The organism is Telluria sp. ZB2R32, assembly GCF_059685715.1.
The window spans coordinates 455069-469586 of the sequence record NZ_JCASIG010000002.1 but is presented as its reverse complement, the minus strand read 5'-3'; the positions used below and the strand labels follow the sequence as shown (position 1 = coordinate 469586).

The window sequence follows — 14518 nt, the reverse complement described above, 5'->3', positions numbered from 1 at the left end:
TCTAGATGTTGAGCTTGTTGAACACGAAAGCCGGCAGGTGGCGGATGACGAGCATGATGATGCGCCATTTCGCGGGCGCGTAGACGACCGCCTTACCGGCCGCGATGGCATCGACGATATCCTGCGCGACCGACTCCACCGATGCCAATTTAGCGCCCTGGCCCTTCAGGTGCGCCGTCATCGGCGTATCGGTCGGACCCGGCTTGATCAGGACAACCTTGACGCCACTGGCGGCGAAACGGTGCTGCAAGCCCTGGGCATAACGGTCGACCAGGCCCTTGGCGGCGCCGTACACATAATTCGACTTGCGGCCGCGGTCGCCCGCCACCGAGCCAATGATGGCCAGTGTGCCCTCGCCGCGCGCCGCGAAATGGCGCGCGAACGCTTCGGCATACAGGACCGGGGAGATGGCATTGATCTCGAGCGCCGACTGGCAGGCCGCCAGGTCGCGCTCGCAGTCGCCCTGCTCGGGCAGCATGCCGTGCGCGATGAGCACGATGTCCGGCACGCCGTCCCGCACGATCGCGGCCACCGCGGCGTCGATGCCGGCGGCGTCGAGGAATTCCGCAGTCAGTGCGCGCACTTCCGATCCCGGGCTGCGCACGCGCAGGTCGGCGGCGGTGCGCTCGGTCCGGGCCAGGTCGCGGCCGACCAGGGTCAGGTCGACGGCTTTGTCCGTAACCCACAAGCGGGCGCAATGGGCGGCGATCGCCGAAGTCGCGCCGACGATAACGATACGCTGTTTGTTATTCAATTCTGTTTCCAGTAATAGAAAGGGGAGGCAAGACCGCCTGCGCCGGCTTGCGCATCAACGATTGGCGGCACCAAAAACGTATTTTTTGTCGAGATAATATTTGGTCACATAACCAATCGCCAGTCCGATCACGGCGCCGACATAGCGCATGCCCGGCGTGCCGAACAGGTGATCGAAGGTCAATTCGACGCCCCAGAAAATGGCCGTCGTCAATACACCCATTAATGTGTACAGCGCAAATGTCCTGGTATCGTGCGCGGCATCGCGGGCGCGGAATAAAAAGATATAACGCTTGTCCAGGATATATTTCACGACAAGGCCGATGGCGGTGCCGAACAGCATCGACAGCGTGACCGCGCCGGGACCGGAATACAAGCGGATGGCAATATCCTGCGCGCCGATATTCACAGCGGTCGCGACGAGCGCCAGGAAAGCATAAGTCAGTGGGAGTTTCACGAAATTTTGCGCGTAATGACCGGCCGTTTACTGCGGATCGGGCATTGTAACTCATCTGGCGCGCCGCCCGATCGCGTACCGTGGAGCCCCCGGCAGGCGCGCCCACCGGGCTGCCATGGCGAGGATAAAAGCAGTGACGCTGGCACACCCTTGCACTAAAATGAGCCGCCTTTCGCGAATGCCGCGGACAGGTTATCGAGAACTATTAAACATTGAATTCTGCAGGAGCCGGACAATGAAGAATGGCGTGAATGTCAGCGCAAAGAGCCGTATGCCCGACCTCGTTTCCCGCATCAAGGCCATATCGGAAACGGACGGCGCGCTGCAGGACGATGCTGAAAATCTGAAACTGGTCCTGGCATTGCTGACCAATGCGGATCGCGGCGACATGGAGGCGGTGCGGATGGACCGCGGCGCGGCGCAAGCCATTATCCGGGTGCTCGCGCGCGCAGGCGACATGGAATCCCTGTCCGGCTTCCTGGCCAACATCGACATTTCCCTGGATGATCGCGGCCTGCTGGACACGGCCATCGCCAGCCTGGGCGGCGACGCCGCCGACACCCACAGCTGGCTGGTCGATTACGACATCGTCGGCCAGCGCATCGAGATGATCGAGAGCGTGGTGCTGCCGTATCTCGATGCCCAGTGCCGCGAGAAGACGCTGTTTCGCGCGTTCAAGGAATATGAGGCCCAGGCGCTGGCTCTGAACACGGTGCTGGTCGACGCCCAGGCGATCCACGACGTCATCGGCGCCGCGCGCGCAGGCGCCGTGTCCCGCAACGCTGGCTTTTCGCCCGCCAACGGCGCGCGCGGCACGACGCGGCTGGTGCTGCCCAACCAGCTATTCAACATCCTGCTGCGCCTGGCATGGACGGCGCAGGACTACCTGTTCGACCTGCACGAGCGCTTCGGCCCGGACGAACTGATCGGCGTCGTCAAGACGCTCGACAAGGTCGTGCCGGTGTACCTGATCCCGACCCACCTCGGCTATCCGATGGGCGGCGGCGAGAGCTTCCTGTACCAGACTTGCCGCATCCTCAGCGAGTTCGGCGTCAAGTGCGTCTGGGTGAGCTTCCTGGATCCGCGCTCCGGTTGGTATGCGAAGTCGTCGCTGACCTGCACCCCGTACTACCTGGACGTGCGCCACGGCGGCGGCTGCAGCAAGGAAGCGATCCAGGAAGCGGTCGACCGCTTCCGCCCCGACCTGATCCACGCACAGGGCGGCACCGGCGACGTCGCGATGGAGATCGCGGAACAGAACCGGCTGACCACGATGATCGGCTACCACTTCTGGAACGGCCTGGTCGAGCTCGGCGCAAGCGGCAACCAGCATATCCTCGACAACATCACGCAGCACACGCTGCGCAAGGGCGCGCCGCCGCAGTCGCGCCTGATCCACAAATACGTCGCTTCCGAGTTCATGCAGGAGGTCTACCAGCGCCTGGGCGGCAAGGAGCAGATCCAGGTCATCCATCCGATCTCGGACGCGGCCCAGTTCCTGGCGCGGCGCGAGGGGCCGGGCGAGTACGTGCTGCAAGTGAATGTCTGCCGCCTGAAAGGGGGCGATATCTTCCGCGACTGCGTCAAGACGCTGGGCGAGACGATTCCCTTCCTGGGCGTGCGCAGCGAACCGGGCGACGACGAGTATTACGACGCGCTGCAGGCCGACGTCGACACGCGTCCGCTGTCGCGCGTCGTCTCTTACGGCAACGTGCGCGAGTTCTATCGTGGCGCGCGCATCGTGATCGTGCCGACCCTGGTCGACGAAACCTTCTGCCGGGTCGCGTTCGAGGCGGCGATGAACGGCATTCCCGTGCTGTGCACCGCGAACGGCTACCTGCCGTCGATGCTGGGCGAGACCGGGGTGTTCCTGCCCGAGACGCCGGCGCAGTGGATCGATGCCATCCGCGACCTCTACCATGACGAGGAACGCCTGCTCCAGATCGGTGCGGCCCAGCGCGCGCGCCTGACGGCCATGTTCGGCAGCGACTTCAGCGGTTTCACGTCCTCGGCCATGCGCCTGATCGACGGCGCCGCCACCCGCAATATCGGCATCTTCACCGTCTGGGGCGACCTCGGTCTCGGCAACCTCAGCCACGTCCACGCGAAACTGCTGCGCAGCGCCGGCTACCGCGTGCACATCTTCTCGTTCCAGCCTTACGCATCGATCGGCAAAGGTCTGGTGCGGCAACAGGATCCCGAAGACTGGAGCGTGCCGCGCAACGCCGACTCGGTGTACTACTCGTTCAATCACCGGGAAGAGGTGACGGTCTACGAACTGTCGCAATTCATCCTGACCAACAACATCCATACGTTGCTAGTGCCCGAGGTGTGCTGGCAGCCGAACTGGGAGCGTTTGTTCGCGATCAGGATCAGCAAGCTCAAGATCTGCACGATCCCGATGATCGAGATCGTGATCCGCGACGAGGTGGCGCACCACAACCGGCTGGCGGCGACCCTGTTCTGCACGCGCCTGTCGGAACACGCGCTGACGGCGAACGGCGTCCACAACGGCGCCTTCCTCGGCTTCGGCATCGGACGCCCACTGCCGCCGGCACGCATGCAGGCCAAGCGCGAGCGCCTGGCCACGCGCGCCAGGATCCGCTTCCTGCACATTGCCGGCCACAATCCGCGTACCCGCAAGAACACGCCGCAAGTGATGGAAGCGTTCGCCCAGGCGCTGGCCGCGCGCAGCGACATCGAGCTGACCGTGACGTCGATGGACCCGCTGGCGAGCTACTACCCGTACCCGCTGCCGGCCGGAATCACCGTCATCGACCGCAGCCTGGGTCGCGACGAAATCGCCGACCTGTACGAGGCGCACGACGTCAGCATCCAGGTCTCTTCGCACGAAGGGCTGGGGCTGGGCTTCTACGAATCGATCGCGCGCGGCACGCCGGTGCTGTCGCTCGACGCCGCGCCGCACAACGAGATCGTGCTCGAAGGCGAGACCGGCTGGCTGATCCCGGCCACCGCGATGGCCATGCCGGACAACGACCGCTCGATCGTCTCGGCCTGGCGTTTCGACACCGCCGCCCTGGCCGAACGCATCGTCGCGCTCGACCGCGAGCAGGTCGACCAGGTGACGGCGACATCGGTGCAGGTATTCCAGACCCGCTTCGACGAGGTTGCCCTGCTGACCCGCTTCCTGCAGGTGCTGCCGCCGGCCGACGCCGTCGCCACGCCGCCAGTGCAGGCGGCGCCGGCCGCGGCGCAATTGCGCGAAGAGGGAATCCTGATTGCCGCGACGGCCGCGCCGCTGCCGTACACACCGGCCGAGCCTGCCGCGCCTGCCGCGCCTGCCGCGCCTGCCGAGGCGGCCGGGGCGGCCGGGGCGGCGTCCCGGCGCGGCGCGAAGGTCTTCGTCAAGCAGGTGCTGTACAAAGTGCTGCGCCGCGTCTACCGCAGCGCCAAGCCCCTGACCGGTCGCCTGGCGACGCGCTTGCGTACCCTGATGGTCGAGGCCACTACCGACCTGCGCCATGAAACGCAGCGGCTCGCCGCGGTCCAGGCGAACCAGGGCGTCGCCCTGTCCACCCTGGCACGCACCCTGCAGGAGGAGATGCGCAACCACACCGTGGCGGCCCAGGCCACCCTGGCGCAGGCGCTCGAGGCCCAGGCCGAGCGGACCCAGGCCACCCTGTCCAAGGCGGCCTTGGCCCAGGCTGCGCTGGCCCAGGCCCAGGCCGAGTGCGCGCACGAGCTGCAAGCCTTGTCGCGCAGCCTGCAGGACGGCATGCGCGCGCTGAAGTCGGCCCAGGCGCGACACGTGCGCAGCCTGAACGAGGTCGAGCACGCCGTCCGGGCCGGGCATGACGCGAGCGGTGCCGCGCTGGCCCGGCTGGCGTCCGACGTCGCCCTGGTCGAATACAAGGTCGGCTTCGTCAAGGACCGGCTGGCCACGTTTGCCGGCGACGGCGCCGTGCTGACCTACCTGCGCGACGAGAGCCCCCTGTTCGTCAACACGGGCGACCTCGGCTGCCCGTCGCCGATCGTCAACGGCGGTGTCTGGGAACCCGAGAACCTGGCGGTCCTGCTCAGTTTCGTGAAGGCCGACACGGTGTTCCTGGACGTCGGCGCGAATGTCGGCTACTTCACGGTCGCGATCGGCAACCGGCTGGGCAAGCGTGGCCGCGTCCATGCCTTCGAGCCGCATCCGGCCCTCACCAACCTGATCGAGCGCAGCATCCAGCTCAACAGCCTGGAGGCGGTGGTCACGCTGTCGCCCTGCGCCGTGTCCGATCGCGCAGGCAGTCTCGAACTGTTCTATCCGGAGGGGCACCTCGGCCGCGGCACCGCGAGCCGCACGCTCGACGAGCCGGGCCGGACGGTCTCGGTGCCCGCGCACCGCATCGATGACCTGCTGCCCGCCGGGCTGGCGGTGGATTTGGTGAAGGTCGACGTCGAGGGCCATGAGTTGCAAGTGCTGCGTGGCATGGAGGACGTCCTGCGCCGCTCCCCCGATATCAAGATCCTGTTCGAAAAGCTGGCCGATACGGGCGACAGCAACGCCATCGCCCAGCTGCTCGGGCAGCATGGACTGTCGCTGTACGGGGTCGGTCCGAACGCGGTGCTGGTGCCGCTGGCGGACGATGCCTACCGCGGCTGGGTGGGCGACGTGCTGGCGGCGCCCGCTGCGGCGGTGACGCAACTGGCGCGCGCCAGCTTCTCGGTCTATCCGGGGCAGTTGAAAGGAAGCGGCGAAAGCCGCGCTGGGCGCACCCGTTACCAGGCGGAAGGCGACGCCATCGTCTTCTTTGGCCCCGACTGGTTCCTGCAGGGCGGGCAGTGGGAGGTCGAATTGCATGGAGAGATGTCGGGCCCGGTGCGCATCACGCTCGTGGAAGAGCAGCGCCGGGTACTGGCGGAACTGGACATGGCACCGGGCCGGGCCGTCGCCGGCTTCGCGCTGGCGCATGACGTGGTGCGTTTCGAACTGCGCGCCGCGGTGCCGGCAGGCGGCACGATCGACCTCGAACGCATCGAGTTCCGGCGCCGCTAGGGAGGAAAAGGCGGCAAACGCGGAAAAATAAAAACGGGCTCCGCGGAGCCCGTTTTTTTATCATGGCGCGCCGCGCGCCGGCCCGCTTCAGGCGGCGATCTCGCCGAAATAGTAGGGCAATACCTCTTCGGGCGGGCCGTCCATGCGGATCTTGCCGTGTTCCAGCCACAGCACGCGGTTGCAGGTCTTCATGATGAGGTCGCGCGAGTGGCTGGCGATGACCAGGATATTGGTCGATTGCACCAGCTCCGTCAGGCGTTCCTCGGCCTTGTGCGTAAAACCCTGGTCGCCGACCGACAGCCATTCGTCCATCAGCAGGATTTCGGGACGCACCATGGTCGAGACCGAGAACGCCAGGCGCAGGTGCATGCCGCTCGAATAGGTGCGCAGCGGCATGTCGATGAAGTCGCCCAGTTCGGAAAACTCGATGATTTCGTCGATCCGCCGGTTCATCTCGGTCTTCGAGATGCCCAACAGGGCGCCGCGCAGATAGATATTCTCGCGGCCGCTGGCTTCGGGATCGATCCCGAGCGAAATGTCGATCAGCGAACCGATTTCGCCCTCGATGCGGGCGCTGCCTTCGGAAGGCGCGTAGACGCCGCTCAGCAGCCGCAGCAGGGTGCTCTTGCCGGCGCCGTTGTGGCCAACCAGGCCCAGGCGGGTGCCGTCGCCCAGGGTGAACGTCAGGCCGGCGAGCGGGCGCACCACGACGCGGCCGTGCGGGTCGGCGGCGATCTGGCCGCCGGTGGCGACCTGGATCAGGCGTTTCTTGAGCGAACGGCCGCTCGCGTTGTAGATCGGGATGTCGACCGATACGTTATGAAATTCGATGGATGCCATGATGTACGTTGGGGTTACAGCCAGTAGGCAATGCGGTTCCGGTAGCGGCCGAAGAAGACGACCGTGAAGGTCCAGCCGAGTACGGCAAGCGCGAGCGACACGCCCCAGTTGGTGAGCGAAGCGTACTCGCCCAGCAGGGGCGCGCGGACGATCTCGATCATGTGATAGAAGGGGTTGGAGTCGAGCAGGTAGACCCCGGCGCGCGCCGGCAGCAGCTTGGGCATCCACATGATCGGCGTCAGGTAGAACACCACCTGCAGGACGCTGGTGACGATCTGCGGCAGGTCGCGGTAGCGGGCGCACAGGATACCCAGCGCCAGCGCGATCCAGGTCAGGTTGACGATGGTCAGCATCAAGCCGGGAATGCTCAGCAGGGCGACCCAGGTCAGCGGCTTGCCGACCGCGATCAGCACCAGCGGAAAAATCACGATGTTGTGCCCCAGGATCAGCAGGTTGCGCCAGACCATGCGCAGCATGTGCACGAACAGGGGAATCGGCAACTGCTTGACGATCGCCTCGGCCGAAATGAAGCCGAGGCTGCCTTCGGAGATGACGGCCGACATGAAGCTCCACAGGATGGTGCCGGCGGCCAGGAAGGGGAAGAAATCGTGCATCGGCGAATTGAAGATCTGGCCGAACACGATGCCGATGGTGCCGATCATCACGCCCATGCCCAGCGTGATCCAGAAGGGGCCGAGTGCCGAGCGGCGGTAGCGTTGACGTACGTCCTGCCAGCCAAGGACGCCGACGAGGTGATGACGTTTCAGTGCGGCCGCGATATCGGACAGGGCGACGAGGGAGTTGCTGTTGCGCATTACTAATAAGGAAGCACAGGGAAGAGAGTGGCATTTTAAACTGCTGAGAACCCGAGGGGGCGTTTTTCTGGCCAGGCGGCGGCGCCCGCCTGGCCAGCGAACAGCTCTGCCATGTGCCTTGCCAGCGCGGCGCCTTCGGCATCCGCCGGCCCCAGCGCGTGCGCAACGACGCCGCGCGCACGCCAGGCCGCTGGCAGCGCCGGCGCCGTGGCGGCGTCGGGCGCCAGCAGCACATCCCCGCAACAGGCGTCGGCAACCGCGTCTTCGATCAGCAGGTCGCCGCGCTCGAGCAGGTCGAGCGTCAGCCGGCGCGCATAGCGGTAGCGCGTACCGTCGTGCCGGACCGGCTCGACGCGCCATCCCGCCGGCGCCTGCGCCACCAGGGTCCGCACCAGCGCGCGCCGCGACGCGTCGCGCGTGGCATCCGTTCCGGCGCCGGTGAGGTCGACCAGCAACTGGCGCGCTCCGCCGGCGGGCCGGTTGGCGGCAATCGCCGCCGCGGCCTGCATCAAATCCGGCTGGGAAACCGTGCCATCGAGGGCAGCCACCGCGCCGATCAGGCGGCGCTCGGCGGCGCGCGCGCCATCCCGCGCGAAGTTTTCGATCGCATCGCGGTAGAGCAGGCCGACGCGCTGCGGGCTGTGGCCGGCGCGCATGTAGGCATGCGCCCGCGCGCCGATCGCGGCGCGCAGGGCCGGGTCGCCGCGCAGGCCGTCGATCGCGCCGCGCAAGGCAGCGTCGCCGAACCTGTCGTCGAGGCGCAGGCAGGCCGCTTGCGGTACTTCCGCCGCCGAGCCGTGGGCATTGACGATCGTCGCCAGGCCGTACGCCAGGCAATCGAGCACCCCGGCCGAGGTCTCGCCGCGCGAACCGGTGCGCAGCTGGACCGCGGCGTCGGCGGCGGCGAGGTAGTCGCGGTAGGCGGCGTTGCTGGCGTAGCCGGTGATGCGGATGCGCGGGTGGGCCGCGATGCGCTTGCGCAGTGCGCTGCCGAAGGCGTCGTTGCCGGCTTCGCCGACGAACACCAGGTGGCAGCGCGGGTCGCTTCCCGCCGCGCTGCCGATCCAGGCGTCGACGATCCGGTCGTTGCACTTGGTCGCGGCCAGCATGCCGAATGAGCACATCAGGAAGTCGTCGCCGGCCAGGCCGAGCGCCTGGCGCGCCGCCGCCTTGTCGAGCGCATCGGGCAATTGGCGCAGCAGGGGCAGCACGCGCCAGTCCTGCGCCATCGCGGCGCCATACCAGTGCCCGGCAAGGTCGAGCGCATGGGTGGAGTGCACGATCACGCCGGCGGCGCGGTCGAGCACCGCCTTGTTGCACGGATAGGTAAAGCAGGAGGCGGCGCGTCCCTGTTCGCGTTCTTCCACCAGGGCGCGGTAGCCATGCGCCAGGTAGAGCATGCGGCAATAATGGTTCGGCAGCGGATGGCGCGCTTCGGCAAAATTGTAGATTCCGCTGAGATAGAAGTCGTGCAGCACGACCACGCCCGGGTGGCGCTCGAGCAGGCCGAACATGTGAATGTGGAATTCCGAATTGCCGAACTGGTAGACGATGCGGTCGAACTCGTGGGCATGGGCGTCGAACCACGCGACCGAATGGCGCGGCAGCTGGTCGCGCGCCCAGGGATCGTCGACCCGTTCCTGCGCCAGCACCAGTTCGACATCGTAGTACTTCGCCAGTTCCGGCAGCAGGTCGGCGCTGTAGGCGGCGATGCCCGAGCGCTCGGGCGGCAGCGGCGAAACGAAGGCCAGGCGCGGCTTGCGGGCCGGCAGGTCCGCCGCGACCGCCACCTTGGCCGTGCGCGCGGCGACACGGCGCCGGTGCGTTTCTTCGAAGGCCGCGAACGCGCGCTGCGCGCTGGCGTCCCACGAGAACCTGGTCGCCTGGACCAGGCCGTGCGCGCGCAAGTCCGCCGCGCGCGCCGGGTCGCCCAGCACCGCGGCCATGCTCGCGCTGATTGCGGCGGCGCTGGCCGGGTCGAACAGCGCGTCCGCGCGTCCGATGACCTCGGGAATGCTGCTGCTGTTCGAGCCGATCACGGGTGCGCCGCAGGACATCGCCTCGAGCGCCGGCAGGCCGAAGCCCTCGTGCAGCGAGGGGAACACGAACAGGGAAGTACAGTTATAGAGCGATACCAGGTCGTCGTCGGGCACGAATCCGGTCAGGACCAGGTCGCCGGCAGCAAGCTTGCATTTGGCGGCGAGGCGCTGCAGGCGCATCCGGTCCGCCGCCTGGACGCTGCACACGACCGCCAGCTGGTAACGGCGGCGCAGCGCCGCCGGCAGCAGCGCATACGCTTCGATCAGGCCTTCGATGTTCTTGCGGTAGTCGATGCCGCCGGTGTACATGATGAACTCGCGCCCGATGCCGTGGCGCGCCAGCAATTCCTTGCGCGCCTGCGGCGACAGGACGCGCGGGCGGAAGATCTCGTCCACCGCCGACGAGATGTTGACCACCGCGTCCGGCGCGCAGCCCAGGGCGTCGATCGCCTCGCTGCGGGCATTCGCCGAAATGGCGAGCAGCAGTTCGGCCTTCTTCAGGCTCTCGAGCTTGCGGTAGTACCAGCGGGCGATGTTCGGGTCGCTCAGGTAGCGTTCCTTGCGCAGCAGGGGAATCAGGTCGTACAGCGTGACGGCCGTGTCGAAGCCGCCTTCGCCGTGCAGCACCGAGGCGACCGAATCGTCGCTCAGTCCCTCGAACAGGCTGGCCACGTGCACGATGTCCGGGCGCAGGCCGGCCAGGTAGTGCTCGCGGATGCGTTCGCCGGCCAGCACGCGCCAGGCATTGCCCGGATCGGCTTCGGCGGCCGGCGCCGGTGTCGAGAAGACCGTGATCGCCGACTGCGGCAGCAGGCTGTCGAAGGCTTTCCTGAGCGTGGCCACGCTGTCGGGGAAGGCGCCGTTGAGGGCGATGCGCAAGTCATGCCCGCCGCTGTTGCGCGCCATGGCCAGCGCCAGGGCGATCGAATAACGGCCAATACCGCGGTGCATGCTCGAAGCCTGGCATGCCTGTAGATCGAGAATGATGCGCATCGGGAGAGTAATTACGGTTTGCCGGGGTGGTCGAGCGCGCGGCGCAGGTCGTGCAGCACTTCGCGCGCGCTATCGGTCAGGTCGGCTTCGTCGGTAAGCACGACGGGCAGCGTCTGCCAGGTGGCGCGGCGCGAACGCGCAAGGGCCGCGCGCACGCGCCCGGCAATACCGGGGAAACGGTAGATCTGGCGGCGCAGGAAACCGTCCAGGCCAGGGCGCGCCAGGACGAACCCCACCATGCGCAGGGCGCCGGCCTTGAGCACGCGGCGCGCCATGCCCGCGAAGGCGCGGCGGTAGGGCACGCGCGCCTGCGCGGGGGAGGGATCGGATGACATCGGCGGCGCGCGCTCAGCCTGCGGCCGGCTGGTCCGCGCAATGCGGGCACGACACGCCGTACACGTACTGCGGCGCGAGCTGCTCGCGCGGGGTGACCACGGCGCGGCAGGCGAAGCACTGGGTGGTCACGGTCGGCTCGAGCTTCGGGTTGAGCGCGGTGCGGTAGTCGAAGACGAAGCAGTCGCCCGTGTAGTGGGCGCCGCCGACGTCCTCGAAATATTTCAGGATGCCGCCCTCTAACTGGTACACGTTGTCGTAGCCGATGTTCTGCATGTGGATCGCCGCCTTTTCGCAGCGGATGCCGCCGGTGCAGAAGGTGACCACGGTCTTGCCGGCGAAATCGTCCTTGTGGGCGGCGATCACGTCCGGGAACTCGGTGAACTTGGCGATGCGGTAATCGACCGTGTTGTCGAAGGTGCCGACGTCGACTTCGAAATCGTTGCGGGTGTCGACCATCACCACCGGCTTGCCGTTGTCGTCATGGCCCTGGTCGAGCCAGCGCTTGAGGGTGGTCGCTTCGACCGCGGGCGCGCGGCCCAGCTCCGGCTTGATCAGCGGCATGCGCATGGTGATGATCTCCTTCTTGATCTTCACCAGCATGCGCTTGTGCGACTGTTCTTCCGAATGGCTGTACTTGACTTCGATGTCGGCGAAGCGCGCGTCGCTGCGCAGCCAGGCCAGGTAGCTGTCGATGTCGGCCGGCAGGCCGGAGAGGAACATGTTGATGCCTTCCGGCGTCAGCAGGATGGTGCCTTTCAAATTCAGTTCGGCGCAGATCGCCTGGAACTTCGGACGCGCTTCTTCGGTGTCGTCGAAGCTGACGAATTTATAGGCGGCGATGTTGACGTACTGGCCGGCGACTGGGGCGGCCGTCGTGTGATGGGTGGTGGTTTGCATGATTGCCAAGTAGCTCAATTCTGGTCAACCGCTATTATAAGCCGTCGGGCCCGCGCGGAAATCGTGCAGGCCGGTCTGACGGCGTACCGGTGTCCGAACAGGCCGCCAACTGTTGTGCAATCGCCGCTGATGCGCACAGCAGGCGGTCGGCGCCGCGCAGCACGTTGTCCGGCTCGGCGCCGCGCACCAGCAGGGCAACGTGCACGCCGCGCGCGCGCCAGGCGGGAAGCAGGCCGCTGTCGAAGGCGGTCTTCACCGCGGGGGACGCCGCAGCGGGTGCGTAATACACGTCGCCGGGGTGGGCGTCGAGCACCGGCTCGTCCTGCACCGGCCAGTCCAGGCCCAGCACGCGGCCGGCGGCGTTGCGCGCCTGGCGGTAGCGCGGCGCCGCGCCGGAGGTGTCGAGCCACACCGGTTCGACGCGCCAGCCGGCGCGCGTGTGCGCGAGCAGTTCGCGCAGCTGGCTGGCCGCCAGCGCATCGGGCGTGGCGCCGGCAGAAGCCCAGTCGCTGACGTCGACCAGCAGCTGGCGTTGCATGGCGGGTGCGGTTTCAGCCATATTCTCGGCCAGATGCGCGGCCAATGCCTGCAACTGCTCCTCGTCCGCCGGCGCGGCCTGCGCCAGCGCCGCGTGCCAGGCCGCGTGCCGGGCCTGCGTCTGCGCGCGTGCGGCAGCGAGCGTGGCGCGATACTGGCGCGCGCACTGCGCCGGGCGGAAATGGGCGTCGAGCAGCGCCAGCGCGCCCTGGCCGAGCGCCGTGCGCCGCGCCGGATCGCGGCGCAGGGCTACCAAGGCCGCGCCCAGCTCGGCAACCTCGAAGGCGTCGGGTAACTGCCATACCGCGTCAGGCGGGAATTCGGCCATCGAACCGTTGGCGTTGACGATCGTCGCCAATCCATAGTTCATGCAGTCGAGTACCGCGCCCGAACTTTCGCCGTGCGCATTCGTGCGCAACTGCACGCCGACGTCGGCCGCCTGCAGGTACTGGCGGTACACCGGGTCGTCGGTCCAGCCGGCGATGCGGATGTTGGCGCCCGGCCCGGCGCCGCGGATCAGCGCCTCGACCTCGACGCCGTACGGGCTGTCGTGGTTGGCGCCCACCAGCACCAGCGCGCAGCCGCGCTCGCCGTGCAGGGGAGAGGCGATCCAGGCGCGCAGCAGTTCGTGGGTCAGTTTATTGGGCGCGACGAAGCCGAAGCTGCAGACCAGGAAGGTGTCCGCATCGATGCCCAGCGCCGCGCGCGCGGCGGCGCGGTCGTGCACCGGCGGCGGCGTGCGCGGATGCGGGATGACGTCGATGCCGTGCGCGGCGCCGGCGCCGAACCAGTCGCCCGCCAGCCGGCGCGCATGGCGCGAGTGGACGATGGTGCGGGTGGCGTTTTCCAGCACCGGCAAGCTGCACGGCCAGTCCTTGTGCGCCTGACCACCGCCCTGTGCCGATTGTGTTGCGCGCACGGCGCCATAGCCGTGCGCCTGCAGCAGGGCCTCGGCCCAGGCGCGCGGGCTGGCGCCGCTCATCTGCGCATGCACCAGCGCGCCGCCCAGGAAAAAATCGTGCAGCACCACCACGCCCGGATGGCGCGCCAGTAGCGCGAACATGTGGCTGTGAAAGGGGCTGTTGCCGAACTGGTAAAGCACCTGGTCGTAATCGGCGCCGTGCGCGAGGAACCAGGCGGCCTGGCGCAGCGGCAGGTGCGCCAGGCCCGGGGGCAGGATCGCTTCGTCCTGGGCGACGACCAGTTCGATCTCGAAATGCGTAGACAGTTCGGCCAGCAGTTCGACGGCATAGGTGGCGACGCCGGTGCGCTGCGGCGGCAGCGGCGAGACAAAGGCGAGGCGCGGACGGGGACCCGGCTCGCGCGGCGCGCCCGCCTGCAAGGTGCGCAGGCTGCGCAGGATCGCGTTCGCGCGCGGCGACAGCGTGGCGATGGCGTCGGCCTGTGCGGCGCTTGGGGCCGACGTGGCCGCGCTCCCGGACGCCATCATCATGCGGTAAGCGCGTGCATACAGGCCAGGGGAACGCTTCAGGATGCGCAGCGCCAGCTGGCGCACTTGCGGCCGGCGCAGCACCAGGCGCGCCGCCAGCAGCAGCGGCGCGGCCAGGCGGCGCAGGGCACGCGGCCGGCCGGCCGCAGCGGCAGGCGGCGCCGCATCGGCTGCGGCGGGCGGCAGCACGGCGATGACGCAGCCGTCCTCCGCAGGCTCCGCCGTGAGCAGGTCGAACAGCGTCGCCGGGACCGCCGTCATCGGGATCGGAACGCGCGGTGGCGCGGCAGGCAGGGGTGGCAACACTGGTCGATACGCATGGTCGGTATTATAAGAGGGCACGCGCCCGGCCGGCGGCACAAGGTCCTGCGCACAGGCTGTTGTCGCGCTGCAACTACG

At 67.8% G+C, this 14518-nt stretch carries 9 protein-coding genes; 1 reads left to right on the top strand and 8 read right to left on the bottom strand.

Features of this window, described 5'->3' with window-relative positions; translation table 11 throughout:
- Position 1 precedes the first annotated feature (1 nt).
- Entirely contained in the window at positions 2-754 is a 753-nt protein-coding gene (locus AC56LG_RS07050) for an SDR family NAD(P)-dependent oxidoreductase (protein WP_497165397.1), read from the bottom strand.
- Between the two features lie 54 nt (positions 755-808).
- A complete protein-coding gene (locus AC56LG_RS07045) occupies positions 809-1210 on the bottom strand; it encodes a GtrA family protein (protein WP_497165396.1) in 402 nt (133 codons plus the stop codon).
- A gap of 247 nt (positions 1211-1457) precedes the next feature.
- On the opposite strand from AC56LG_RS07045, the gene AC56LG_RS07040 reads away from it, so the two are divergent.
- Positions 1458-6212, top strand: a complete 4755-nt coding sequence (locus AC56LG_RS07040) for an FkbM family methyltransferase (RefSeq protein WP_497165395.1) — start codon at positions 1458-1460, stop codon at positions 6210-6212.
- A gap of 87 nt (positions 6213-6299) precedes the next feature.
- Here AC56LG_RS07040 and AC56LG_RS07035 read toward each other — a convergent pair whose 3' ends face one another.
- From AC56LG_RS07035 to AC56LG_RS07010, 6 genes are read right to left on the bottom strand one after another with little or no spacing between them, the layout of a single operon-like run.
- A complete protein-coding gene (locus tag AC56LG_RS07035) occupies positions 6300-7052 on the bottom strand; it encodes an ABC transporter ATP-binding protein (RefSeq protein WP_497165394.1) in 753 nt (250 codons plus the stop codon).
- Positions 7053-7066: 14 nt separating this feature from the next.
- Complete coding sequence (locus AC56LG_RS07030) at positions 7067-7867, bottom strand: ABC transporter permease (RefSeq protein WP_497165393.1); 801 nt, start codon at positions 7865-7867, stop codon at positions 7067-7069.
- Positions 7868-7902: 35 nt separating this feature from the next.
- On the bottom strand, positions 7903-10857 hold the full coding sequence (locus tag AC56LG_RS07025; RefSeq protein WP_497165392.1) for a glycosyltransferase: 2955 nt from the start codon (positions 10855-10857) through the stop codon (positions 7903-7905).
- 53 nt (positions 10858-10910) lie between these two features.
- Positions 10911-11234, bottom strand: a complete 324-nt coding sequence (locus tag AC56LG_RS07020; protein ID WP_497165391.1) for a hypothetical protein — start codon at positions 11232-11234, stop codon at positions 10911-10913.
- 13 nt (positions 11235-11247) lie between these two features.
- Positions 11248-12132, bottom strand: a complete 885-nt coding sequence (locus AC56LG_RS07015; RefSeq protein WP_497165390.1) for a sulfurtransferase — start codon at positions 12130-12132, stop codon at positions 11248-11250.
- 34 nt (positions 12133-12166) lie between these two features.
- Entirely contained in the window at positions 12167-14380 is a 2214-nt protein-coding gene (locus AC56LG_RS07010; RefSeq protein ID WP_497165389.1) for a glycosyltransferase family 4 protein, read from the bottom strand.
- Between the last annotated feature and the right edge of the window lie 138 nt (positions 14381-14518).

Bases quoted from the DNA above. Each gene is read 5' to 3' on its own strand.
- AC56LG_RS07035 (WP_497165394.1), bottom strand. From the start codon at position 7,052: ATGGCATCCATCGAATTTCATAACGTATCGGTCGACATCCCGATCTAC.
- AC56LG_RS07030 (WP_497165393.1), bottom strand. From the start codon at position 7,867: ATGCGCAACAGCAACTCCCTCGTCGCCCTGTCCGATATCGCGGCCGCA.
- AC56LG_RS07025 (WP_497165392.1), bottom strand. From the start codon at position 10,857: ATGCACCGCGGTATTGGCCGTTATTCGATCGCCCTGGCGCTGGCCATG.
- AC56LG_RS07020 (WP_497165391.1), bottom strand. From the start codon at position 11,234: ATGTCATCCGATCCCTCCCCCGCGCAGGCGCGCGTGCCCTACCGCCGC.
- AC56LG_RS07015 (WP_497165390.1), bottom strand. From the start codon at position 12,132: ATGCAAACCACCACCCATCACACGACGGCCGCCCCAGTCGCCGGCCAG.
- AC56LG_RS07010 (WP_497165389.1), bottom strand. From the start codon at position 14,380: ATGACGGCGGTCCCGGCGACGCTGTTCGACCTGCTCACGGCGGAGCCT.